The 22,700-nt window shown below is 59.9% G+C and carries 18 protein-coding genes; 3 read left to right on the top strand and 15 right to left on the bottom strand.

The annotated features are described in order from the left end of the window. Positions 1-9: 9 nt before the first annotated feature. The 3 genes from murC to ftsW are packed head-to-tail and all read right to left on the bottom strand — an operon-like array spanning position 10 to position 3,731. The gene (gene murC, locus LA304_RS06265; RefSeq protein ID WP_224502250.1) at positions 10-1,407 is read right to left on the bottom strand and encodes a UDP-N-acetylmuramate--L-alanine ligase; all 1,398 of its coding nucleotides are present in this window, start codon (positions 1,405-1,407) and stop codon (positions 10-12) included. Positions 1,408-1,428: 21 nt separating this feature from the next. Then, entirely contained in the window at positions 1,429-2,541 is a 1,113-nt protein-coding gene (gene murG / locus LA304_RS06260; RefSeq protein ID WP_224502249.1) for an undecaprenyldiphospho-muramoylpentapeptide beta-N-acetylglucosaminyltransferase, read from the bottom strand. A gap of 20 nt (positions 2,542-2,561) precedes the next feature. Next, positions 2,562-3,731: a putative lipid II flippase FtsW gene (ftsW, locus tag LA304_RS06255; protein ID WP_224502248.1), complete on the bottom strand. Its 1,170-nt coding sequence runs from the start codon at positions 3,729-3,731 to the stop codon at positions 2,562-2,564. A gap of 216 nt (positions 3,732-3,947) precedes the next feature. Between ftsW and LA304_RS06250 the strand changes: the two genes are divergently transcribed. Next, the gene (locus LA304_RS06250) at positions 3,948-4,880 is read left to right on the top strand and encodes an L-lactate dehydrogenase (RefSeq protein ID WP_224502247.1); all 933 of its coding nucleotides are present in this window, start codon (positions 3,948-3,950) and stop codon (positions 4,878-4,880) included. Between the two features lie 6 nt (positions 4,881-4,886). Here the strand turns inward: LA304_RS06250 and LA304_RS06245 are convergent, their stop codons facing one another. The 10 genes from LA304_RS06245 to LA304_RS06200 all read right to left on the bottom strand — a co-directional run bounded on the left by LA304_RS06245 (position 4,887) and on the right by LA304_RS06200 (position 16,704). Beyond that, the gene (locus LA304_RS06245; protein WP_224502246.1) at positions 4,887-5,684 is read right to left on the bottom strand and encodes a bestrophin-like domain; all 798 of its coding nucleotides are present in this window, start codon (positions 5,682-5,684) and stop codon (positions 4,887-4,889) included. Positions 5,685-5,812: 128 nt separating this feature from the next. Further along, positions 5,813-7,210: a UDP-N-acetylmuramoyl-L-alanine--D-glutamate ligase gene (gene murD / locus LA304_RS06240; protein ID WP_224502245.1), complete on the bottom strand. Its 1,398-nt coding sequence runs from the start codon at positions 7,208-7,210 to the stop codon at positions 5,813-5,815. A 61-nt stretch (positions 7,211-7,271) separates the two neighbouring features. Further along, complete coding sequence (mraY, locus tag LA304_RS06235; RefSeq protein ID WP_224502244.1) at positions 7,272-8,354, bottom strand: phospho-N-acetylmuramoyl-pentapeptide-transferase; 1,083 nt, start codon at positions 8,352-8,354, stop codon at positions 7,272-7,274. 21 nt (positions 8,355-8,375) lie between these two features. Further along, positions 8,376-9,770, bottom strand: a complete 1,395-nt coding sequence (locus tag LA304_RS06230; protein WP_224502243.1) for a UDP-N-acetylmuramoyl-tripeptide--D-alanyl-D-alanine ligase — start codon at positions 9,768-9,770, stop codon at positions 8,376-8,378. Next, complete coding sequence (locus LA304_RS06225) at positions 9,767-11,236, bottom strand: UDP-N-acetylmuramoyl-L-alanyl-D-glutamate--2,6-diaminopimelate ligase (RefSeq protein WP_224502242.1); 1,470 nt, start codon at positions 11,234-11,236, stop codon at positions 9,767-9,769. Before LA304_RS06225 ends, LA304_RS06230 begins: the two co-directional genes overlap by 4 nt. 21 nt (positions 11,237-11,257) lie before the next feature. Next, positions 11,258-13,057, bottom strand: a complete 1,800-nt coding sequence (locus tag LA304_RS06220) for a peptidoglycan D,D-transpeptidase FtsI family protein (RefSeq protein ID WP_224502241.1) — start codon at positions 13,055-13,057, stop codon at positions 11,258-11,260. After that, complete coding sequence (gene ftsL, locus LA304_RS06215; protein WP_224502240.1) at positions 13,054-13,425, bottom strand: cell division protein FtsL; 372 nt, start codon at positions 13,423-13,425, stop codon at positions 13,054-13,056. The genes LA304_RS06220 and ftsL overlap by 4 nt, the downstream gene beginning before the upstream one ends. A gap of 13 nt (positions 13,426-13,438) precedes the next feature. After that, positions 13,439-14,428: a 16S rRNA (cytosine(1402)-N(4))-methyltransferase RsmH gene (gene rsmH / locus LA304_RS06210; RefSeq protein ID WP_224502239.1), complete on the bottom strand. Its 990-nt coding sequence runs from the start codon at positions 14,426-14,428 to the stop codon at positions 13,439-13,441. 1 nt (position 14,429) lies between these two features. After that, complete coding sequence (mraZ, locus tag LA304_RS06205; protein WP_318010679.1) at positions 14,430-14,921, bottom strand: division/cell wall cluster transcriptional repressor MraZ; 492 nt, start codon at positions 14,919-14,921, stop codon at positions 14,430-14,432. A 694-nt stretch (positions 14,922-15,615) separates the two neighbouring features. Next, complete coding sequence (locus LA304_RS06200; RefSeq protein WP_224502237.1) at positions 15,616-16,704, bottom strand: Mrp/NBP35 family ATP-binding protein; 1,089 nt, start codon at positions 16,702-16,704, stop codon at positions 15,616-15,618. 327 nt (positions 16,705-17,031) lie between these two features. Here LA304_RS06200 and LA304_RS06195 point away from each other — a divergent pair, with 327 nt between their 5' ends. Next, complete coding sequence (locus LA304_RS06195; protein WP_224502236.1) at positions 17,032-17,247, top strand: DUF1127 domain-containing protein; 216 nt, start codon at positions 17,032-17,034, stop codon at positions 17,245-17,247. Positions 17,248-17,674: 427 nt separating this feature from the next. Here the strand turns inward: LA304_RS06195 and LA304_RS06190 are convergent, their stop codons facing one another. Together LA304_RS06190 and LA304_RS06185 are read right to left on the bottom strand one after the other, a co-directional pair. After that, entirely contained in the window at positions 17,675-20,143 is a 2,469-nt protein-coding gene (locus LA304_RS06190; RefSeq protein ID WP_224502235.1) for an ATP-dependent helicase, read from the bottom strand. Positions 20,144-20,227: 84 nt separating this feature from the next. After that, positions 20,228-20,824: a MarR family winged helix-turn-helix transcriptional regulator gene (locus LA304_RS06185; protein WP_224502234.1), complete on the bottom strand. Its 597-nt coding sequence runs from the start codon at positions 20,822-20,824 to the stop codon at positions 20,228-20,230. 167 nt (positions 20,825-20,991) lie between these two features. Between LA304_RS06185 and LA304_RS06180 the strand changes: the two genes are divergently transcribed. Further along, a complete protein-coding gene (locus LA304_RS06180; RefSeq protein ID WP_224502233.1) occupies positions 20,992-22,512 on the top strand; it encodes an MDR family MFS transporter in 1,521 nt (506 codons plus the stop codon). Positions 22,513-22,700: the final 188 nt, after the last annotated feature.

Here is a 22,700-nt window from a genome sequence, read left to right as displayed (position 1 = left end):
CCGTGAGTGTTAGCCGAGTCTGTTCGGTAGATTATGCGCCCAAGTCGAAATTGTCCCAGCACCCAGACAGACAACGATATCTCCAGGACCAGTCTGCTCGCGCACCAACCGTTCGAGATCGTCCTCGGACGTCACCGCGCGCGCGTGGCGGTGGCCGTGGCGGATCAGACCAGCCACGAGATCATCACGTGACGCGCCTTCGATCGGCTCTTCACCCGCGGCATAGACCTCCGCAATGCCGACCACATCGGCCTCGTTGAAACAGGTGCAGAAATCATCGAAGAGGGTATGGAGACGCGAATATCGGTGCGGCTGGTGCACCGCAATCACGCGCCCCTCGGACGCCTGACGCGCGGCTTTGAGCACGGCGGCGATCTCCACAGGGTGATGGCCGTAGTCATCAATGATCGTCACACCGTTCACTTCACCCACGCGGGTAAAGCGGCGATTCACACCGCCAAAGGCCGCAAGCGCCTCTTTGATCTCTGCGGCTTTCATCCCGAGATGGCGGGACACAGCCACAGCCGCCAGCGCATTGGACACATTGTGATCCCCGGGCATCGGGAGGGTACAGCCCTCAATCACGATGTCGTCGGCAGCGAGCACGATGTCGAAATGCGCGACGCCCTTTTTGTAGGTCAGGTTCACCGCCCGCACATCCGCTTGCGCATTGAACCCATAGGTCACGACACGGCGGTCCGTAATCTTGCCCACGAGAGACTGAACTTCGGGGTGATCCGTGCAGCACACGGCGAGACCATAGAACGGGATGCCCGACACGAAGTCGTAAAAGCCCTGACGCAGGTTTTCGATCGTGCCCCAGTGTTCCATATGTTCGGGATCAATGTTGGTCACGATGGCAATCGTCGCAGGCAGACGGTTGAACGTTCCGTCGCTCTCGTCGGCTTCCACGACCATCCAATCGCCCTGCCCCATCCGTGCGTTGGAGCCATAGGCATGGATGATCCCGCCGTTGATCACCGTCGGATCGATCCCGCCCGCCACAAGCAACTCGGCCACGAGCGTCGTGGTCGTCGTCTTGCCGTGCGTGCCGGCCACCGCGACGTTGGATTTCAGGCGCATGAGTTCTGCGAGCATTTCCGCGCGGCGCACCACCGGCAGACCGGCCAGACGTGCCGCGTCGAGCTCCGGATTGCCCGGTTTGATCGCGCTTGAGATCACCACAACCTCGGCATTCTCGAGATTCTCGGCCCGCTGGCCTTCGTAGATGACCGCGCCCAGCTCCTTGAGACGATCCGTGATCTTGGAGGCTTTCAGGTCAGAGCCCTGCACTTGATAGCCGTGGTTGAGCAGCACTTCGGCAATGCCCGACATGCCGATCCCGCCGATGCCGACAAAGTGGATTGCGCCCATCTCGGTAGGCAGTTTGGTGGCAGATGCGTTCATCTTCTCGGTCTCACTCGTGTCTTAGGCGGCAGGGTAGGTTTCGGGGAAAGCAAGGCTCTCAACGAGCACAGCCAATTCCTCGGCGGCTTCAGGCTTGCCCACGGAGAGCGCGGCCCGCGCCATCATCAGGGCGCCATCGGGTTGGCTCAGAATATTGGTGACCTGTTCGGACAGGCTCTCGGCTGTCAACTGGCTCTCGGGGATCATCACGGCGGCGTTGGCCTCAACAAGACCACGAGCATTTGCAGTCTGGTGATCCCCTGCGGCAGCGGCAAACGGGATGAGGATCGACGGACGGCCAATCACGGAGATATCTGCGACAGTCGAGGCGCCAGAACGCGAAATCACGAGCTGTGCTTCGCTCATCCGTTTCGGGATATCGTCAAAGAAGGTCCGCACATCGGCCTGAATGCCCTGCGCCTCATAAAACTCCGTCACGCGGTCGAGATCTTCGGGCCGCGCCTGTTGGCTCACTCGGAGGTGTGAGAGAAGCGACTGCGGGAGCTGCGCGACAGCGGAGGGCACCACATCCGACAGAATGCGCGCGCCCTGGGAGCCACCGATCACAAGAATTTCCATCGGGTAATCGCCCGGCGCGATGTAAGCAGCCGCGTGTTTTTCGAGAACGGCGCCCCGCACGGGGTTGCCAACGTGCAGACCATGAACTCCTTCGGGAAGCGTCGTCGGCCATGTCCCGCAGGCAACTTGGTTCACGCGTTTGGCGAAGACCTGATTGACCTTGCCGAGAATGCCGTTCTGTTCGTGGATCATGCGCGGCAGCTTCATCAGCGTCGCGGCCGCCACCGCCGGAATAGCCGGATAGCCACCAAAACCCACGACGACGGCGGGCTTGTCGCGCAAAAAGTGGCGGATCGCTTTTGCAACACCGCCAAGGATACGCGGGAACACCATGGCTTTCGCCGCAATTCCGCCCCGCGCAAAGGTCGCGGAAGGCAGCACGTCGATTTCAACGGCTTTCGGGAAAGCCCCCGTGTAACGCGCACCGCGGGCGTCGGTCGACAGTTTCACTCGCCAGCCACGCGCAAGCATCACCTCGGCGAGCGACTGCGCCGGAAACATATGTCCTCCGGTGCCACCGGCTGCGATCACGAGGAGGGGGGCGTCTTGGGTCATAGGTCCACTCATTCCGGTTCTTAACGTCCGCGCCGGATCAGGATGTCCCCGATCTCGCCCTGCGGTCGCGTGCGGGTAAAAGCCAAAAGCGCGCCGAGCGCAATGCCCGACGCAATCACAGACGAGCCACCATAGGAAACGAATGGAAGCGTCATCCCCTTGGCAGGCAACAGGCGAACGGCCACACCCATATTGATAAAGGCCTGAACACCGAACGCACAGGCAAGCCCCGTCCCCGCAAGGCGGATGAACGGATCACGCTCTCGGAGCAGCCGCCACATAGAACGCACAGTGATCGTCGCGTAAAGCGAGATGATGATCAGAACGAGCAACAGCCCATATTCTTCGGCTGCGACGGCAATGATGAAATCGGTATGCGCATCCGGCAGAGACCATTTCACCGTCCCCTCACCCACGCCGACGCCGAAGATACCGCCCTCGCGGATCGCGTTCGTCGCGTAGCCGATCTGGGTCGTCGGATCGATTGTCGGGTTCAGAAAGCCGTCGATGCGGCGGGCGAAGTGCTCGGAATTCTCATAGGCGAAGAAACCGCCCATCACGACAAGCCCCGCAATCCCCGCGAGGAGCATCATCGGCGCCCCCGCAACGAAATACATCACGCCCCAGGAAAACAGGATCAAAGAGGCCTGCCCGAAATCCGGCTGCAGCGCGAGCAGGATTACGATGATCCCCGCGAGCGCAAAGGAATACATCTTGCCCGGAGGTCCACCGATTTCCAAAGAGGCCGCCATGAGCCACGCAGCCGTCACGACAAAGGCAGGCTTCAGAAACTCCGACGGTTGAACAGAGGCGAACCCGAAGGAGAACCACCGCGTCGCCCCCTTCCCGAAATCGGTGCCAAGAAACGGCAGCAGCAGGAGCGCGACAAACGCCGCGCCAAACCCGAGCACCGCCAACCGCCGCACCCGCGCAGGGTCCATCATCGTGATCGCGACCATCACCGTGAGGCCGACAGTGCCAAAAAAGGCCTGCCGCTTCACGTAGTAGAACATGTCTGCAAAGCCGTTCTTCTCGGCCAGAGGCGGCGACGCTGCCAGCCCGAGCAAAAGCCCGATACCGAACAGAATAAACACACAGGACAGGGTCCATTTGTCGATCGTGCGCCACCAACGGGGCAACACCGGCTCGCCCCCTGCTACGGGAGTCGCGCCATACACCATCTCTGTCATTGCTAACCGCCTACTGCCTCGATTACGCCTGAACGCCCGATTTTTCGGGTCTATCCCACAAGAGTAGCCTTTTTTGCCCTCCCGCGCCACAACAGATTGTGCCCGATCCTGCAGCACAGCAGGGTTTCGCCACCCCGATTTTGATCACAGTCATTGAACGGGGCGGGGAATCCCCGCATGGTCGCGCTAACGGGGCGCAACTTTCGGAGAATACCCATGAAAATCGGCATCGTCGGGGCCGGAATGGTCGGCTCTGCAGCAGGCTACGCCATCGCGCTTGCAGGCACCGCGAGCAAGGTCATCTTTGTCGATTACAACCGCGATCTGGCCCGCGCGCAGGCCGAAGACATCGCCCACGCCGTGCCCTTCGCCTCCTCCACCGTTGTGACCGCAGGCGACTATAGCGACCTCACAGGCGCAGGTGTCGTCATCCTCGCCGCCGGTGTCGGACAAAAGCCCGGGGAAAGCCGCCTCGAACTCCTGACCCGAAACGCCGAAGTGTTCCGCCAGATCATCGGAAAGGTCCTCGACGCAGCCCCCGACGCGATCCTTCTCGTGGCCACGAACCCCGTCGACATTATGACCCAGATCGCCACGCGGCTCTCCGGCCTCCCGCCATCGCGCGTCATCGGCTCTGGCACGATCCTCGACACGGCGCGCTTTCGCCACCTGATCGGCGAACACCTCGGCGTCTCGGCCCGCTCCGTTCATGCCTATGTGCTCGGAGAACATGGCGATAGCGAAGTGCTCTGCTGGTCCTCCGCCCGCGCGGGCACCCTGTCGGTTAAAGACTTCGCCGCCCAAATGCGCGTCCCGCTCACCGCGGGCGTCAAAGCGCGGATCGATGATGGCGTTCGCAACGCCGCCTATACAATCATCAACGGCAAAGGCGCGACATGGTATGGCATCGGCGCGGGCCTCGAACGCCTCGTCCGCGCTATCGCCCGCGATGAGCAAACCGTGCTCTCCGTCTCCATCGTCACCCCCAAAGTCGAAGGTGTCCTCGACGTCGCGCTCTCCATCCCCCGCATCGTCGGCGCCCAAGGCGTGGTCTCCGACCTTTTCCCCGAACTCGACGACGCGGAGCATGAGGCCTTGGGAGCCTCGGCTCGCCTCCTAAAAGAAACGCTGGACGCATTGGAGTATTGAGCACACCTAACGCGCCCGTTCGGCCAACTCCCGCACTTCACCCTGATACAAAAGTTCGAAACTCACAGGCGCGGCTTTGCCCGGGGAATGGTAGGGGTTCGCAAAAGCGATAATGAAAAAGATGATCAGCCCTGTATAGGACGAGAAAATCGTGAGGAGCAGAATGTTCAACCGCGTCGGCTCAAACGTAAAATAGGCCGCTGCGGTCAGGACGACCCCAACGATGGCCGCGGTGAGAAACAGCGGATTGACCCCCGCCCGCGCGGCCTCTTCCCGCTCGAGCCGGAGCATCGACACATCCCTGATGCCGCCGAGCATAATCGACCGGAGACTTTCCTGTCGGAGTGTTTCAGGCTCCAGATCGAGAATCGCTTCATAGGCCGACTCCCACTCCGCCCACGCCGGATCGTGCAGCGTGTTCTCATCGGCCAACGCCCCCCACTCTGTCTCCAAAACATGACGCGTGTAGGAGGCGAGGTCCTCTCGGATCGGCAGGGTGCCCTCGGCATCGTACCGTTTCAGGTCATAAAAGACGTCCCCCACCAACGCCGCTTCACGCGACGACACCGTCGTCACATCGCGCAGGTTGACCACCTCTTGCGCGAACACAAGCGCAAGAACGAGACCATGCAAGGCGCTGACGCGAAAGATCACGGATCCAGCAAGCTCACGCCGCTCCGAGTCGGCCCCATGCCCCAAGAGTTTTCGCGTGATGCCATAGGACGAGAGGGACAGGAGAACAATCGACAGGACAATGATACTGGCCGCAAGGAGCGGCGGTAAATTCATGATCTCTTGCAACATTGCCGTTCTCTATCTGGTTTGAGGCACTCGTGTTGTCAGAGATTATATCGCAACTTCAAATGCAAAACACGCATTGGATAGACGTTAGGTGAAAGGCAGCGGGACTGACACAGAAAGCCCCGCCTCACTCACCCGAGCTTTGCCACCTCGTCAGCAAAGGCATCCCCCCGCTTCTCGAAGTTCGGAAACTGGTCAAATGACGCTGCCGCAGGTGCCAAGAGCACCGTCTCATCCGCCTCCGCCTCTGCAGCCGCCTTGGCCACCGCTACCTCCATCGTATCGCAAATCTCGTAGGGCGTATCGCCAATCTGAAGAGCGAAATCCCGCGCGGAAAAACCGATCAGATAGGCTTTCACAACAGACCCGAGGAACGGCTTGAGATCCTCGATCCCGCCATCTTTCCCGAGGCCGCCCGCGATCCAGCGGATTTTTGAAAACGCCTGAAGCGCCTTCGCCGCCGCATCCACATTGGTCGCTTTCGAGTCATTCACATAGCGCACGCCATCCAATTCACGGACGAGCTGCGAGCGATGCGGAAGCCCTTTAAAACTGCGAAGCGCTGCCTCAATCCCGCGCGGCGATAGATTGAGGGCCCGCGCTGCAGCATAGGCTGCACAAGCATTCTGATGGTTATGCGCCCCCGGCAAGCCGTCGATCTCACGCAAATCGATAGACGCCGCCTGTTTGCCTTTGCGGTACTCGGATAGAAACCCCTTCCGCGCGAAGACATTCCACCCCGGCCCGCCGAGCTTCTGACCCGACGACACACGAATGAGACGCATGTCTTCAGGGCTCTCGACGAGCTGGTTGGCGAGATACCGCCCCTCTTTCTCATCGACACCAATCACCGCACGATCCGGACCGCCCTCGGCAAAGAGCCGACGCTTGGCCGCAAAGTATCCGCCCATCCCGCCGTGACGGTCGAGATGATCCGGCGATAGGTTCGTGAACACAGCCACATCCGGCGTCAGCGCCCGCGCGAGATCCGTCTGGTAGGACGACAGCTCGAGCACAATGACCTCGCCATCCTCCGGCGGCTCAATGTCGAGCACCCCACGCCCGATGTTGCCCGCCAATTGACACGGCGTCCCGTTCTCTTCGAAAATGTGGTGAATAAGCGCCGAGGTCGTAGACTTCCCGTTCGATCCCGTCACCGCAATCACACGCGGTGGAGTGGCATAGTCCATCCACTCTCCCAAACCGAGAGAACGGAAAAACAACCCGATGTCGTTGTCGACAGGCACACCCGCGTCCCATGCGCGTGCGATCACCTTGTTTGGCTCCGGATAGAGATGCGGAATGCCCGGTGAGACGACGAGAACGTCAACCCCTTCAAAGCTGTCCGCCTTGTGCAAATCATGGATGACGAACCCTTCCGCCTCCGCCCGCTCACGCGCCTCAACAGAGTCGTCCCAGCACAGCGCCTCCGCTCCGCCGGCCTCCAACGCCCGCGCTGTCGCAAGACCGGAACGCCCGAGGCCCAAAACCGCCACTTTCTTGTCTTCGTATCCGAGCACAGGGATCATCGCGCCCCATCCTTCTTCTTGGGTCAAATACTCAAAAAAGGGGGCCTTGGCCCCCTCTCGTTTAGCGCAGTTTCAGCGTCGCCAGACCGATCAGTGCGAGCACCAGAGAGATGATCCAGAACCGGATCACGATGGTCGGCTCCGACCACCCTTTCTTCTCATAGTGGTGATGGATCGGCGCCATCAGGAACACGCGTTTACCGGTGCGTTTGAAGTAGGCCACCTGAATGATCACAGACAGCGCCTCGACCACAAACAGACCACCCACAATCGCCAAAACGATCTCGTGCTTGGTCGCAACCGCAATCGCACCCAACGCGCCACCGAGCGCCAGAGACCCCGTATCCCCCATAAATACAGCCGCAGGCGGCGCATTGAACCACAGGAACCCGAGACCGCCACCGATCAGCGCGGCGGTAAACACGAGGATTTCCCCCGTGCCCGGCACGTAGTGCAGCCCGAGATACTCGGTAAAGTCGACACGCCCCACGACATAGGCAATCGCGCCCAAAGTCCCCGCTGCGATCATCACAGGCATGATCGCGAGACCATCGAGACCATCCGTGAGGTTCACCGCATTCGCAGCCCCAACGATGACGATCATCGCAAACGGGACAAAGAACCAAGACAGGTTGATCAGCAGGTCTTTGAACACCGGCATGGCGAGTTGGAACGCGAGGTCATCGGGATGGATCATCGCGGACCACACAGCCGCAATTGCCGCGATCAGGAAGCCAAGGCCGAGACGCACACGACCGGGAACGCCCTTCGTGTTCGCCTTGGACACTTTCGCATAGTCATCTGCAAAACCGATCAGACCATAGCCATAAGTCACAAAGAGCACGATCCAGACATAGCCGATATCCAGTCGCGCCCAGAGAAGCGTCGAAATCAGAAGCGCGGTCAGGATCAGCAATCCGCCCATCGTCGGCGTGCCGGCTTTGGCAAAGTGCCCCTCAGGGCCGTCCTCACGGATCGGCTGGCCCTTGCCCTGACGGCGACGAAGAAAGTCGATCAGCGGACGGCCGAAGATCATCGAGAACAGCAGCGCCGTGAAAAAGGCACCGCCAGACCGCATCGTGATGTAGCGAAACAGGTTGAACAGGTCTCCCCCGTCCGACAGGCCAGAAATCCAATACAACATCCGCTTACATCTTCCTTTTGCTTATTTCGGCTGCGCTTGGCCCAATTTGCGCAATTCGTCAACCAGTAGGCTCACTTTCGACCCTTTGGAGCCCTTCAAAAGCACGACATCGCCGGGACCTGTGAGACTCGCAAGCGCAGGCACTGCATCCTGTGCCGTTTCAAACCACTGCCCGCGCCGTCCATCCGGCAGAACGTCAAACAACGCCCGCATCAAAGGCCCAACGCAATGCACGGCATCCAGATTGGCAAACCAAGGCAGTGCGGCGAGGCCCTCATGGATCGCAACTTCCTTTTCGCCGAGCTCTAGCATATCTCCCAAAATCGCGATGCGTCGTCCGGTGTCCGCTGGGGTTGCTTTCGCAAGCACCTCAAGCGCCGCCGACATGGACGTCGGGTTGGCGTTGAACGCGTCGTCGATGAGTTCGAGCGGCTTACCAATCGGGAGTTGCACCGTCTCACGCGCGCCCCGCCCTTCCGGCGGCGCCCAAAGCGACAGATCGGCTGCGGCTTTCACCACGTCAGCGCCGAGCGCATCCACGACGGCCAAGCAGCCGACCGCATTGGTCGCGAAATGGCGCCCTGCGGTGGAAAGCGAAAAATCGACGTGCGTTGTATCCACGACCGCCGAACCTCGCGTCACGCGATCTTCGATCTCCACAGACGTCAGCCGCGCCGCGCAGGTTTCGTCCTCACCAAACCGGATCGACGCGCCGGACCATGCAGCGGCAAGGATATCGGTGACGGGGAGGTCTCCGTTGAACACGGCCACCCCGTCTTCAACCAATCCTTTGAAAATATCGGACTTCTCTCTGGCGATCCCCTCAAGGCTCTCGAACGCGGCCATATGCGCAGGCGCGACGGTGGTGATCATCGCAACGTCCGGCTCGGCCAGTTCGGCCAGTGGCGCAATCTCGCCCGGGTGGTTCATCCCGATCTCGATGACCGCGAAATCCGTGTCCGCCGACATCCGCGCCAAGGTCAGTGGCACGCCCCAATGGTTGTTGTAACTGGCTTCCGCAGCATGTGTTTTACCCTGCGGTCCGAGAATGGCGCGGAGCATTTCCTTGGTCGAGGTCTTCCCGACAGAGCCGGTGACGCCGACGACCTTGCCTGCAACACGGGCACGCGCAGCGGCGCCGAGGCGCTCCAAGGCTGGCAAGACATCGTCTACGACAACCAACGATGCGTTTTTGGCCACACCTTCCGGCCGACGCGACACGAGCGCCGCAGCCGCCCCTTTGTCGAGCGCTTGGGCCACAAAATCATGGCCATCCCGCGCCGCCTGCAGCGCGACGAACAGGTCACCCGGCTGGATAGTCCGCGTGTCGATGGAAATACCGGTGATCTCGGCGTCTTTGGTCGCGGCTCCACCCGTCGCGGCGGCAACCTCAGCCGTCGTCCAGAGCGCGCTCATATCCGCCCCTCCAGAGCCCCGACGGCAAGAGAGGCCTGCTCCACGTCATCAAACGGATAGACGTCATTGCCGATAATCTGGCCGCTCTCGTGACCCTTTCCGCAAATCAGGAGCGCATCACCGGGCTGTAGGGAATCCACCCCGCGCAGGATCGCTTCGGCGCGATCACCGATCTCGATGGCGTCCGGTGCACCGACCAGAACTTCCGCACGGATCGCCGCTGGGTCTTCTGAGCGCGGGTTGTCATCGGTCACAATCACAAGATCGGCATTCTCTGCCGCAGCCTGCCCCATCAGCGGGCGCTTGGTCTTGTCACGATCTCCGCCCGCGCCGATGATGGCAATGACACGTCCCATAACGTGCGGACGCAGTGCCTTGATCGCCGTCGCGACCGCATCCGGCGTATGGGCATAATCGACAAAGACCGTCGCGCCATTCGCCCGCGTCGCGGCGTGTTCCATCCGGCCACGGACCCCCGTGAGTTCCGGCAGACAGGAGAAGACCTCTTCCGGATCAGCACCGCAGGCCATCACAAGGCCCGCCGCCGTCATTACATTCTCGGCCTGAAAACCGCCAATGAGGTCTAAACGAATTTGATAGATATTCCCTACAAAATCGACGCGCAGCTCCTGCCCCGTCGGATCGAACCGCTGAGAAAGCACACGCAGGTCCGCCGCATCAGAACGACCAATGCGCATCACATCGACACCGCGTTCTGCGCACAGGCCCTCGATTTCGACGCCTTTCGGGTCGTCCACATTGACGACGGCAACCCCGTCTTCCGGCAAAACGCGGGTGAAGAGCCCTGCCTTCGCCGCGAAATAAGCCTCAAACGTCGCGTGGTAATCTAGGTGGTCTTGGGTGAAGTTCGTAAAGGCCGCAGCAGTGACGCTTACTCCGTCGAGACGCCGCTGGGCCAAGCCATGCGAAGAGGCTTCCATCGCGCCGTATTCAACCCCGGCATGCGCCGCATCGGCCAACATGCGATGCAGCGTTATCGGCTCAGGTGTGGTGTGAGGACTCGGGGCTTGCCAGTCGCCTTCGACACCGGTCGTGCCGATATTGATCGCTGAGGCCCCGAGCAACTGCCAAATCTGACGTGCAAAGGTGGCGACAGACGTTTTGCCATTGGTGCCCGTCACGGCGACCATCACATCCGGCTGACGACCGAAGAACAATGCAGCCGTGTAGGCGAGCGCCTGACGCGCGTCCTCGACCACAACAAGCGCAGCATCATGCTCTGCAACCGCCTCAGAGGCGATCCGCGCGCCTGCCGGATCGGTCAGAATCGCGCGCGCGCCCATTGAAAGGGCCATCGGAACAAATGTCGCGCCATGGACGCTCGACCCGGGGAGCGCGGCGAAGAGATGCCCCTCTTCTACCTTCCGGCTATCGACCGAGAGACCCGTGATCTGAACATCGCGACCACCTTGCGCGGTCAATCCCAACTCTGTGAGTGATGTCATGCTGCCCGCGCCTTTCGTTGATCACTGCGTTGATGTCAGTGTTATCCCAGCTTGGGCAGGGGATTCAATCTCGGGTCTCAATCCCATGAGCGGAGCTGTGCGCCGGATCACTTCGGCAGCGACCGGCACGGCCGTCCAACCGGCCGTGCGGCGCGGCTTGCTACCAGAGGTCTCAATCGGTTCATCGAGGGAGACGATCAGCACATACTTGGGCTTATCCGTCGGGAAAACCGAAGCAAACGTGGTGATCGTCTTGTCGTCGTAGTAGCCGCCGGTAGGCTTCGGCTTGTCCGCCGTGCCGGTTTTACCGCCAACTTTGTACCCCGTGACTTCGGCGAAACTCGCCGTACCTTCCGGATCGGTCACAACTTCGCGAAGCATCTGACGCGAGGCGGCGGAAACCTCTTCGCTCACAATCCGTTCGCCCTTCGGCGTATAGCCTTCGCGTTTGATCAAGGTCGGCTCCACGAGCGTCCCGCCGTTGAGCAACGAGGCGTAAGCCGTCGCAAGGTGAAGCGGCGAGGCAGACAGGCCGTGCCCGAAACCGATGGTCAGTGTGGAAAGTTCAGACCAATTCGGCGGAAGGAGTGGCTTGCCCGCCGGTGCTTCTGCGAGTTCGACGGGAACAGGCTCGAAGAAGCCGAGCTGTTTCAGGAACGCTTTCTGGCGTTCGACACCGATCTCTTGCGCCACATGCGCGGTCGCGACGTTGGACGACTTGACGATCATGCCCGAGAGCGACAGCGTCGGACCGTAGTTATGGCCCTCAAACTCACCGATTGTGTATTTGCCCCAACGGAACGGCGGCGTTGCGGGAATCTCTGTGTCCGGCCCTGCGAGGCCAAGTTCCATCGCCTGAGCTGCCGCGAAAATTTTAAACGTCGAGCCGAGTTCATAGACACCCTGAACGGTCCGGTTGAACCGCGGGTTGTCCTCTGGATTTTTTGCCGCGAAAGACGGACGGGAGTTCGGATCAAAATCGGGCAGCGAGACGAGGGAAATGATTTCCCCCGTGTGAATGTCCATCAGGACTGCGGCAGCTCCCTTGGCATCAAGCATCCGCATACCGCCATAGAGCACCTCGCGAACGGTCGATTGCACCGTCAGATCAAGGGAAAGCTGAAGCGGTTTGTCTCCATTGGCTGGATTGCTAAGGTAGTCGTCGCGCGCTTTTTCAATGCCGAACTGGCCGACGATCTCGGCGCTCATGACGCCTTCGCGTCCGAACTTCGTTCCGCCAAGCACGTGCGCAGCGAGTTTACCGTTCGGATAGAGACGTTCCTCACGCGGCCCGAAGAGCAACCCCGGCTCACCAATATCGTGGACCGCCTGCTGCTGTTCCGGCGCGATTTTCTTTTTGATCCACAAGAACTTGCGCGACCCGGTGAAATCACGAATCAAGCGCTCTTCTTCAAGATCGGGGAAAATGCGCGCGAGTTCTTTGGCTGCATGCACAGGATCAATCATCTCCTGCGGCTGCGCATAGAGACTGTGGGTCACGCGGTTGGTCGCGAGAATACGACCGTTGCGGTCCACAATGTCCGCGCGTTGCGCAAGGATCGGCGTGCCGGTGGCTGCCGCTTTCGGCTCGGCTGGCACGGTCGCCGCGACCTGCCCCATGCGCACACCGACGAGAAGGAACGCCGACATGAAGCACAGCCCCAGAACGAGCAAACGCCCCTCCGCGCGCAGACGGGATTTGTCACGCATTTCCTCGTGACGAAGGCGCAGGTTCTCGCGCTCGATCACGTCCGGGTTTTCGCCCTTCGCACGGGCCTCAAGAACGCGGGCGAGCGGGCGGAGTGGAGTGCGGATACTCATTGCTGCGCCTCGCCTGTGTCAATCGCGCTCAATTGTCCGACCACATCGACAGCACCGTCGAGTTCAAAGATCAGATCGTCTTCCTCCGGGAAGGACACTTGGTCTACACGACCGAATTGCTCCGGCTGGAACGGCAGGAGGCGCAGGCGGTCAAAGTTGATCGCAGCAAGATCGCGAAGGCGCTGCGGACGGTTGAGGTAAGCCCATTCGGCTTTGAGCACTGCAAGCTCTTCGCGTTGATGACCGATTTCACGCTGGATCTGGCTGACCTCACGAAGGACCTGTTGCGTCGCGTAGTTCTCACGATAGGCCCAAAACGCGAGGCCCATCAGGACCAACGCTGCAAAGATCATATAGAAACCACGCATGTCTGCCTCACACTCACCGCTTTAAAACTGGTTTCGGTAGTCCCATCGCCGCCCGATCAACCGGCACTGCCGGCGCATCGGTCCGACGTCCGACCCTAAGCCGCGCTGAGCGGGCCCGCGGGTTGCCTTCCAACTCTTCTTCATCCGGCGAAATGGCTTTTGACAGCCGCTCAAAACCGGGAATTTTGACATCTTGCTCAGGCGCATAGCGCGATCCGCCGCCGCCCGTCGAGGCGCGTTCCTGAAAGAAGCGTTTGACCACGCGATCTTCGAGCGAGTGGAACGTCACTACGGCGAGTTGCCCACCAGGAGCGAGCGCGCGCTCAGCGGCCTCCAGCCCTTCGATCAACTGGCCGAATTCATCGTTCACAGCGATGCGAATGGCCTGAAACGTGCGTGTTGCCGGATGGCTCGCACCCGGTTTCTTGCGCGGCAGAATACGTTCGATCAGGCCCGCAAGCTGAAGTGTCGTGGTAAACGGCGCCTTTTCCGCACGGTCTTTGACAATCGCACGGGCGATTTTGCGAGACTGTTTTTCTTCACCGTAGTGAAAAAGCACTTCGGCGATCTCCGCCTCATCCGCCGTATTGACGAAATCCGCAGCAGACGGCCCTTCCTGCGACATCCGCATGTCGAGCGGGCCGTCTTTCATAAAGGAGAACCCGCGCTCAGCCATGTCGAGCTGCATTGACGACACCCCGAGATCAAGGACAACGCCATCGAGATCTTGGGCGTATTCATCCATCTGACCGAAAGTGCCGAGAACGAGAGAGATTTTGCCCTCATAAGGCGGCTTGTTGATCCATTTTGCGGCCATCTCATGCGCGAGCGGATCACGATCCACGCCTGTCACATGATCTGCGCCTTCAGCAATCAAACCCTTCGTATACCCGCCAGCCCCAAAGGTACCATCGAGCCAGCGACCGGAAATCGGCGCGCATTCCCGCAACAAGGGGCGAAGGAGGACCGGAACGTGGGGTTTCTTATCTTCGTCGGTGGCCATCTCAGACCTCCAAATCATCCAGCAGGCTCAGAGGATCGAAATCCTCACCCTGCTCTTCAAGCCATTTTTCGGACACGGCGGCCTCAACCTCTTTATGGGTCTCCGGCTTCCAAATCTCGAACGTCTCCCCCATCCCGGCGAAATAGGCGGTGCCGTCGAGCGCAATCTTGTCGCGCAGCGCCTGCGGCAGGACGAGACGACCATCGTTGTCCACCTCGGTCGGCTTGGCACGGTTGAGGATCATGCGCTCCATGATCTTCCGCTTTTCAGACCCGCGCGGCAGACGCGCGATATCGGCCGCCAGCGCGCGGTAGCCGTCATAGGTGTGAACGATGAGTTGCTTTTGTTTGTCATGACCATAGACGATGACCATGCGGGGACGACCGGTTTCGCCAGCGAGAGGATCGCCAAGTTCAAGTTCACGACGAAAATCGGCAGGGATCGACACGCGTCCCTTCCCGTCCACCTTAAAGGTGTGTTCGCCTATAAACATGCCAACCAAGCGTCGGCTCCTCTCACTGTCCCACCCCATGTCCGGGGCCTTAAACCGAAACGGCGGACCGAGCTGCTGCCACTGCTCAATCCGCCGCCCTCATCCCGAAATTTCGGGGCTGTCCGGTCGTCGCGCGCCACCTTGGGGGGATGTCTGCTCGCTCGCGCGCCGGATCTCTTTATTCTGGTGAGGGCGGATGCCTGTATGAACCTGACTTTGTTCTTTATTCGCGGTCTTTGATGTGCCGCTCATTCCCGTCTCACCGGATAAATAGAGATTACACGGGATTTCATGGTAATCAATGGATTTATTACCCACAGGACACAACATCTTGCTCCACAACACCCTCAAAAACAGGATATGGGACAGAATTATGGGCCAAAAAATCTATATTTAGACAAAATAAGAACAAAAAACACCACATACGGACGCACTTCACCTCAGCAGAAAACCGAGATTTTTCCCACGCGACCCGATACCCACACAACCATCCGGTCAAAAATCCACCGAGTTATCCACAGGCAAAGTGATTCGTTTTCAGAAAATGCGACAGAGCGGCCCAGAACTTCCCATACTTTCCCAGAGTTCCCATGACTTCCCATAGCACCCCTACATAGGACGCCTCACACGCAAAAGAGCCACAAAAAAGGGGCCCGAAGGCCCCATTTCACTCCCAATGACGTAAATCGCCCACTTAGGCGACGCCCGTCTCCACCAAACGCTGTGCGAGTTGGGCATAGGGATCTGCGAGCGGACTCTCCGTCGCAGCGACTGGTGTCCCCTCATCCCCCGCGATCCGCGCCTCAAGCGCGAGCGGCAGTTGCGCGAGCAGCGGGACACCCATCTTCTCGGCTTCCTGCGCCACACCGCCATGGCCGAAGATATGCGCCTCATGGCCGCAATTCGGACAGGTGTAGGTCGACATATTTTCAATCAGACCAAGCACCGGCACCTTCAGCTTCTCGAACATCGAAATCCCACGACGCGCATCAATGAGCGCAACATCCTGCGGCGTGGACACCACGAGCGCGCCGGTGAGTTCCGTTTTCTGCCCCAAGGTCAGCTGCACATCACCCGTACCCGGCGGCATATCAATCAGGAGCACATCCAACTCCCCCCATGCGACCTGGCCCAGCATCTGCTGCATGGCACCCATCAACATAGGGCCACGCCACACGACGGCTTCACCATCGGGGATCATGAAGCCAATCGACATTAGCGTCACGCCATGCGCGTGCAGCGGCTCAATCGTTTCACCGTCCGGCGAGGCGGGACGCTTGTTCACACCCATCATTCGCGGCTGCGACGGACCATAGATATCGGCGTCCAGAAGACCCACCTTCCGCCCCTGTCGCGCGAGCGCGACGGCGAGGTTTGCGGAGACTGTCGATTTACCAACGCCGCCCTTGCCCGACGCAATTGCAATCACGCTTTTAACGCCCGCCGGTTTTGTCTTGCCCTGCTGCGGCGTGGGGTGACGCCCCACCTTCAGTGCGGGCGGCTCGCCGCCTGGGGCTTTTGCCGCCGACCCACTCGGCCCATGTGCTGTGGTGACAATGGAAACCTTCTCAACCCCGCCGAGCGCGAGAAGAGCCGTCCGCGCAGCCGCCTCGACAGGCGCAAGTGTCCGAGCTTCATTTGCATCACGCGCCTCAAGCACAAAACTTACAGCGCCATCATTGATCGCGAGCGCCCTCACCAAGTCTGCATCAACGAGCGATTGGCCGCTCGGAACCTTCACGGCATTCAACGCTTCCAGAACTTTGTTGCGATCTACGGACATAGGACCCTCTCTTATCTGCTCTGACGGAAATAGGCCCTTTGCTGACCTAATTCTACCCGACATTTTCACGCACATGCAAAGCAGCCTCCCGCTAGCGGAAACATCCCAGACAAATAGGTCAGTTAGGGTTATGCATTTTCTGCATAGCGGCAATGACCAACCGGTGGATTGTGCATCTGCAGCAAAACACCGATATTCAACTCAACAGAGCGGCCAAGCTTTGCCACACAGTCGAGATGACGACGCCCTACGGAACCAACGCAGTCCGAAGCGGTTAACCAAGTGAGGCAATGACGCGGCCCTAACGCATACTAAGGTTCAAGTCCGATGGCTTACGCAAACGACATCAACAATGCCGCAACGGCCTCTGCCCGTCCTTTCGCAGGACTGTTCCGCACGGTTCAAGAGCGCTTTGCGCGTTACCGCGTGTACCGCGAGACGACGCTTGAGTTGAGCGGCCTGAGCGATCGCGATCTGGCTGACTTGGGCCTGTCCCGCGCAACCATCAAGGCAGTCGCCTACGAAGCCGCCTACGGCGCATAAGAGTTTCTCATCAGGCCCTCTCCTCCTCCCTTGGGCCTTGATACAGCGGTAGCGCCCCTCCTCCTCCCTGGCGCTACCGCATCAAATTCCGGAATTCGAGGCCCCTCCTCCTCCCTTGGGCCTTGGGTACCTGAGCGGTGATGCGTCCTCCTCCCTGCATCACCGCACCTATACGGGGATCAAACCCCGGTTCGGATCGGTCCCTCTCTCCTCCTCCCTAGAGGGCCGTTACTGAAGGCGGCGGTGCCTCTCCTCCTCCCTGGCACCGCCGCGCTTTAGACCCTCCCTGACATTGACAACTGTCTCGCAACTCGCCTCCCGATGGGTGCGAGTGTTTGTGCGTTTGTCTTCCGGATTTTCAAATGAGGATAGTTCGCCCCACGTCACCGCAGGACGCACTCATGCAAGCCGCGCATGTATCGAGAACTTAGAACGGCACGTCTCCGGCCTGATCCGCCGGAAGAACAAAGCTCGCCATGAGTTTCTTTGTTCCGGAGTGATCGAATTCGATTGTGAGCTTATCGCCCTCGATCTCCATGACTTCGCCATAGCCGAACTTTTTATGGAAGACCCGCGTCCCCTCGGTAAAGCTCGCCGCTGCCTTCGCATCAATGGTCGTCATCTTCGGAGACCGCGCACCACGCTGCGCCGTCCGCGCCTGCATCCGCTTCCAGCCGGGGGAGCTGTAAACGTCCGCCTTCGCCGCCTTGCGCGAAAAGCTGCTCTCGATCGGTTCTGGCTCATAGCTCATGCCGGTTGAACCATACCCACCCGCCTGACGCCCGCCGAGACCGGAGGGCGTTTCGACATCGACATGGTCGGCCGGCAATTCATCGATGAACCGCGAGGCTAGTTGCGATTGCCATTGTCCATAGACCCGACGGTTCGCCGCAAAGCTGATCGTGCAGAGCTCTTCGGCCCGCGTGATGCCCACGTAAGCGAGGCGTCGCTCTTCTTCGAGGCCCTTGATTCCGCTCTCGTCCATTGACCGCTGAGACGGGAAAAGCCCCTCTTCCCAACCCGGCAGGAAGACGACAGGGAATTCGAGGCCCTTCGCCCCGTGCAAGGTCATGATCGTGACCTTTTCGCCGTCCTTTTCGCTGTCATTGTCCATGATCAGCGAGACGTGCTCGAGGAATCCCGCGAGGTTCTCGAACTGCTCGAGTGCTTTCACAAGTTCCTTGAGGTTTTCGAGCCGCCCCGGCGCTTCGGGCGTTTTGTCGTTCTGCCACATCGCCGTGTAGCCGGACTCGTCGAGAATCTTCTCTGCGAGTTCGATATGTCCGATCTCGGCGGGCTCATAAGACACGTCCTCAACAAGTGCATCTTCGTCTTCAACACCATAGCGAATCTGCTGAACGTTGAGAGAGGCCCACTGCTCAATCTGTTCTACGAGTTGCGCGACACCGGCCCTGGCCTTGCCCTTTAGCAGACCGTCCTCCACCGCAATCCGCGCGCCCTCAAGGAGTGACACACCATTCGACCGCGCCGCGATCTGGATTTCTTGCAGGGCTTTATCCCCCACGCCACGTTTCGGCGTGTTGATGATCCGTTCAAACGCAAGATCATCCTCGGGCTGCGTCACGATGCGGAAATAGGCCATCGCATCCCGAATCTCCATCCGCTCATAGAACCGCGGGCCGCCGATCACGCGATAGGGCAGACCGATGGAAAGAAAACGGTCCTCAAACGCCCGCATCTGATGTGAAGCCCGCACGAGAATCGCCATGTCGTCGAGGGAATATTTGCGCAGGCGTGAACGTGTCCCGCCGTGCATCGCTTCAATCTCTTCCCCGACCCAGCGCGCCTCTTCCTCGCCATCCCAATGGCCAACGAGGCGGACTTTTTCACCGTCGGTTTCAGCGGTCCAAAGCTCTTTACCAAGGCGGTCGGAGTTGCCCGCAATGACTGAGGACGCCGCCGCGAGGATATGCGGTGTCGAGCGGTAGTTCTGTTCGAGGCGAACCACCTTCGCGCCGGGAAAATCCTTTTCAAACCGCAGGATGTTCCCCACTTCGGCCCCGCGCCAGCCATAGATCGACTGGTCGTCGTCGCCTACGCAGCAGATATTCTTGTGCCCACCCGCGAGGAGGCGAAGCCACAGATACTGCGCAACGTTCGTATCCTGATACTCGTCCACGAGGATGTAGCGGAACCAGCGCTGATATTGCTCCAAAAGATCAGGGTTCTTCTGAAAGATCGTCACCATGTGGAGCAGCAGATCACCGAAATCGACGGCATTCAGTGTCACGAGGCGGTCTTGGTATTGGGTATAGAGTTTTACACCCAACCCGTTGAACTCGCTGCCTTCACCCGAGGACACTTTCTCCGGTGTCAGCGCACGGTTTTTCCAGCTGTCGATCATTCCGGACAATTGCCGCGCGGGCCACCGCTTTTCATCAATACCAGCCGCATTGATCAACTGCTTCAGCAGGCGGATTTGGTCGTCCGTGTCGAGGATGGTGAAGTTCGACTTCAGGCCCACGAGTTCCGCGTGACGGCGCAGGAGTTTGACGCAGACCGAGTGGAACGTGCCGAGCCACGGCATCCCGTCGATCGGCTGGTTCATCAGGGTCGCGACGCGCTCCTTCATCTCGCGCGCGGCCTTGTTTGTGAAGGTCACGGCGAGAATTTCGTTCGGGCGCGCCCGTCCGGTGTTCAGAAGATGCGCAATACGGGCGGTCAGGGCCTTGGTCTTCCCCGTCCCTGCGCCTGCAAGCATGAGAACGGGTCCGTCGAGCGTTTCGACGGCCTCTCTTTGCGCGTGGTTCAGGGTGTCCAGGTAATCTGCCGGTTGACGTGCAGCCATCGCATTCCCCATCGCAAGCTGCGATAGAGAGGGGCCCGGCGGCTGGGCGGCGGCCTCGAAGGCGTCATCTTCATTGAAACTGCTCATGGAGAGCAAACTACATCAGGCCGCGACGGAGGAAAAGCGCGTTCTGCAATTGTTCTCCACTGTTCCCTACATGGCCCAACTACGTCAATCAGACGCCAAGGCCGCACTCAAACCGGAGGCGTATTTGGTAAAGAGACGATTGAACGCAACGACGTCTTCTTCGGACCAGCCGTCGAACACCTGCGTCAGAACACGCCACTTGGACAATGTAAAACCAGCCATGAACTTTCTCGCCATCGGCGTCATGGCGAGGACGGACTTGCGCGCATCTTCTTGGGAGGGCCGACGTTCGAGATACCCCCGAGAGACGAGTTCAGACGTGACACGAGATGCGCGGGACGGATCGACAGCCATCACCTCTGCCACCATGCCGATGGTCGGCAATTCGGCTTTCTCGCGCCCGAGACCTGCAGAGATTTGCGCCACAGAGAACAGACCCTGCAACAACGCAGGTTCAAGCGTTTCAGGCATATCCTTGAGGACCTTACCTTTGAACTCTCCCTTTTCCGCCATCCTGCGCCACTTGAAGAGCGCGATGTCGAGCGCCAAAAGCGCCTCAATGGAGCCTGCACTGAAGCCTTGCGCAGCCAGAAGATCCGGCACGCCCGCGCGGATGCGTGGATCGCCGAGGACGTCCGCCTCGGGTTTCTTGGACACCTCATCGAGCGGAGGGTTTGGCATTATGTCTGCTTTCTCGGTCATACCGTGTGAAGTGGCATCTACCTGTGCGCTTGTCAACTATGTGCTATACACATTTATGTGCTGTTGACACATATTCATCATCATCCTACATCTGACGCAACAGCGCGCCTGAAGACGCGCCCTTTTTCATTTGAACCAGGTGACACATGTCAGACGCACATCTCACTCACGACACCGCCGCACAGGGCGACCGGACATCCGGCCCGACCTCTGCGCGCCTTGTCATCCCTTCTGTCGCCGTGCTGATGCTGCTCGCGGCGCTTGACCAAACAATCGTTTCCACCGCCCTGCCGACCATCGTCGCGGACCTTGGCGGGTTGGAGCATCTCTCGTGGGTCGTTACGGCCTACATCCTCGCCTCAACGGTCGTGGCGCCGCTTTACGGCAAGGTGGGCGACCTTTTCGGCCGCCGGAACGTCGTGATCTTTGCCGTCGTGATCTTCCTGATCGGCTCGGCCCTCTGTGGCGTGGCGACGAACATGCCGTTTCTCATTGGCGCACGTGCGCTTCAGGGTCTCGGCGGCGGCGGTCTATTCGTTCTCGCCCTCTCAATCATCGGCGACGTGATCCCGCCCCGCGAGCGCGGCCGCGTGCAAGGCCTCTTTGCCGGCGTTTTCGGCGTCGCCTCTGTTGCAGGCCCCCTGCTCGGCGGTTGGTTCGTCGATGCCTTCAGCTGGCACTGGATTTTCTACATCAACCTGCCCTTCGGCATTCTGGCACTTCTGGGCTTTACCTTCGGGTTCCACAAACAGACCGAGCGTGTATCGCACAAGATCGACTATGCAGGCGCTGTGGCCCTGACCCTCGCACTGTCCTCTATTGTTATTCTCACCGCGCTCGGCGGCGTTGAATTCGGCTGGACGGATCCGATTGCGCTCGGAATTGTTGCCCTCTTCTTTGCCTCGCTCATCGCATTCGCGCTCATTGAACAGCGCGCACAGGAGCCAATCATTCCCCTGAGCCTGTTCAAAAACAACGTCTTCACGGTCACATCGCTCGTGTCCTTCGTCACCGGCGCCGTGATGTTCGGGTCGCTCACCTTCATTCCAGTCTTCTTGCAACTGGCAAAAGGTCAGAGCGCGACGGTCTCCGGCCTCCAACTCATCCCCATGACCCTCGGGATGCTCATCGCCTCGACTGGGTCAGGCCGCTACATGACCGCGACGGGCCGCTACCGCCGCCTGCCCATTTTCGGATTGGGTTTTGTGAGCGTCGCCGTCCTCACCCTGACGCAACTCACAGCTGACCTGCCGAGTGCGGTTTTGTGGGGAGCCTTGCTCCTGCTCGGCCTCGGGATGGGCTCCACGATCCCGGTCATGACGACCGCCGTGCAGAACGCTGTCAAACGCACTCAAATCGGCACGGCCACCGCGGCAGGCCTGATGTTCCGTCAGGTCGGCGGTTCCATCGCCGTCGCGCTGTTCGGTGCCCTGTTCGCCGCGCGCTTTGCGGCCCTGATGGGAACCAGCGGCATCGAGGTTGGCAATGTGTCAGAGCTCGGGCCAAAAGCGATCAGCGGCTTGTCTGGCGCAGTTCAGAGCGAGATTGCGACCAATGTCGCGGTTGCGCTGCACCCGATTTACGCGATCGCCACAGCACTCGCCGTGACCGGATTTATCATCGCCTGTTTCATGCGTGAAATCCCCCTGCAAACGCGCGAGAGCTAGGAGATTTGCGACACGTTTTCTCCTCCTGTCGCGATTTGCAAAATCATCCTGCAGAAATGATCTGCTTTGCTAGTCACTGATTTTTATCAGCAAATCTTGCAAATTTCCCTGCGATTACAGGCACTGACGGGCGCGCAAGGCTTTGCGCGCCCTTTCTCTGCCAAGATTTGTGAGCGGTCTCAGGGGAA

It is taken from the genome of Celeribacter litoreus, from assembly GCF_020165855.1.
Classification (GTDB): domain Bacteria; phylum Pseudomonadota; class Alphaproteobacteria; order Rhodobacterales; family Rhodobacteraceae; genus Celeribacter; species Celeribacter litoreus.
This window is presented reverse-complemented; position numbering and strand designations above follow the sequence as displayed.

Bases quoted from the DNA above. Each gene is read 5' to 3' on its own strand.
- murC (WP_224502250.1), bottom strand. From the start codon at position 1,407: ATGAACGCATCTGCCACCAAACTGCCTACCGAGATGGGCGCAATCCAC.
- murG (WP_224502249.1), bottom strand. From the start codon at position 2,541: ATGACCCAAGACGCCCCCCTCCTCGTGATCGCAGCCGGTGGCACCGGA.
- ftsW (WP_224502248.1), bottom strand. From the start codon at position 3,731: ATGACAGAGATGGTGTATGGCGCGACTCCCGTAGCAGGGGGCGAGCCG.
- LA304_RS06250 (WP_224502247.1), top strand. From the start codon at position 3,948: ATGAAAATCGGCATCGTCGGGGCCGGAATGGTCGGCTCTGCAGCAGGC.
- LA304_RS06245 (WP_224502246.1), bottom strand. From the start codon at position 5,684: ATGTTGCAAGAGATCATGAATTTACCGCCGCTCCTTGCGGCCAGTATC.
- murD (WP_224502245.1), bottom strand. From the start codon at position 7,210: ATGATCCCTGTGCTCGGATACGAAGACAAGAAAGTGGCGGTTTTGGGC.
- mraY (WP_224502244.1), bottom strand. From the start codon at position 8,354: ATGTTGTATTGGATTTCTGGCCTGTCGGACGGGGGAGACCTGTTCAAC.
- LA304_RS06230 (WP_224502243.1), bottom strand. From the start codon at position 9,770: ATGAGCGCGCTCTGGACGACGGCTGAGGTTGCCGCCGCGACGGGTGGA.
- LA304_RS06225 (WP_224502242.1), bottom strand. From the start codon at position 11,236: ATGACATCACTCACAGAGTTGGGATTGACCGCGCAAGGTGGTCGCGAT.
- LA304_RS06220 (WP_224502241.1), bottom strand. From the start codon at position 13,057: ATGAGTATCCGCACTCCACTCCGCCCGCTCGCCCGCGTTCTTGAGGCC.
- ftsL (WP_224502240.1), bottom strand. From the start codon at position 13,425: ATGCGTGGTTTCTATATGATCTTTGCAGCGTTGGTCCTGATGGGCCTC.
- rsmH (WP_224502239.1), bottom strand. From the start codon at position 14,428: ATGGCCACCGACGAAGATAAGAAACCCCACGTTCCGGTCCTCCTTCGC.
- mraZ (WP_318010679.1), bottom strand. From the start codon at position 14,921: ATGTTTATAGGCGAACACACCTTTAAGGTGGACGGGAAGGGACGCGTG.
- LA304_RS06200 (WP_224502237.1), bottom strand. From the start codon at position 16,704: ATGTCCGTAGATCGCAACAAAGTTCTGGAAGCGTTGAATGCCGTGAAG.
- LA304_RS06195 (WP_224502236.1), top strand. From the start codon at position 17,032: ATGGCTTACGCAAACGACATCAACAATGCCGCAACGGCCTCTGCCCGT.
- LA304_RS06190 (WP_224502235.1), bottom strand. From the start codon at position 20,143: ATGAGCAGTTTCAATGAAGATGACGCCTTCGAGGCCGCCGCCCAGCCG.
- LA304_RS06185 (WP_224502234.1), bottom strand. From the start codon at position 20,824: ATGCCAAACCCTCCGCTCGATGAGGTGTCCAAGAAACCCGAGGCGGAC.
- LA304_RS06180 (WP_224502233.1), top strand. From the start codon at position 20,992: ATGTCAGACGCACATCTCACTCACGACACCGCCGCACAGGGCGACCGG.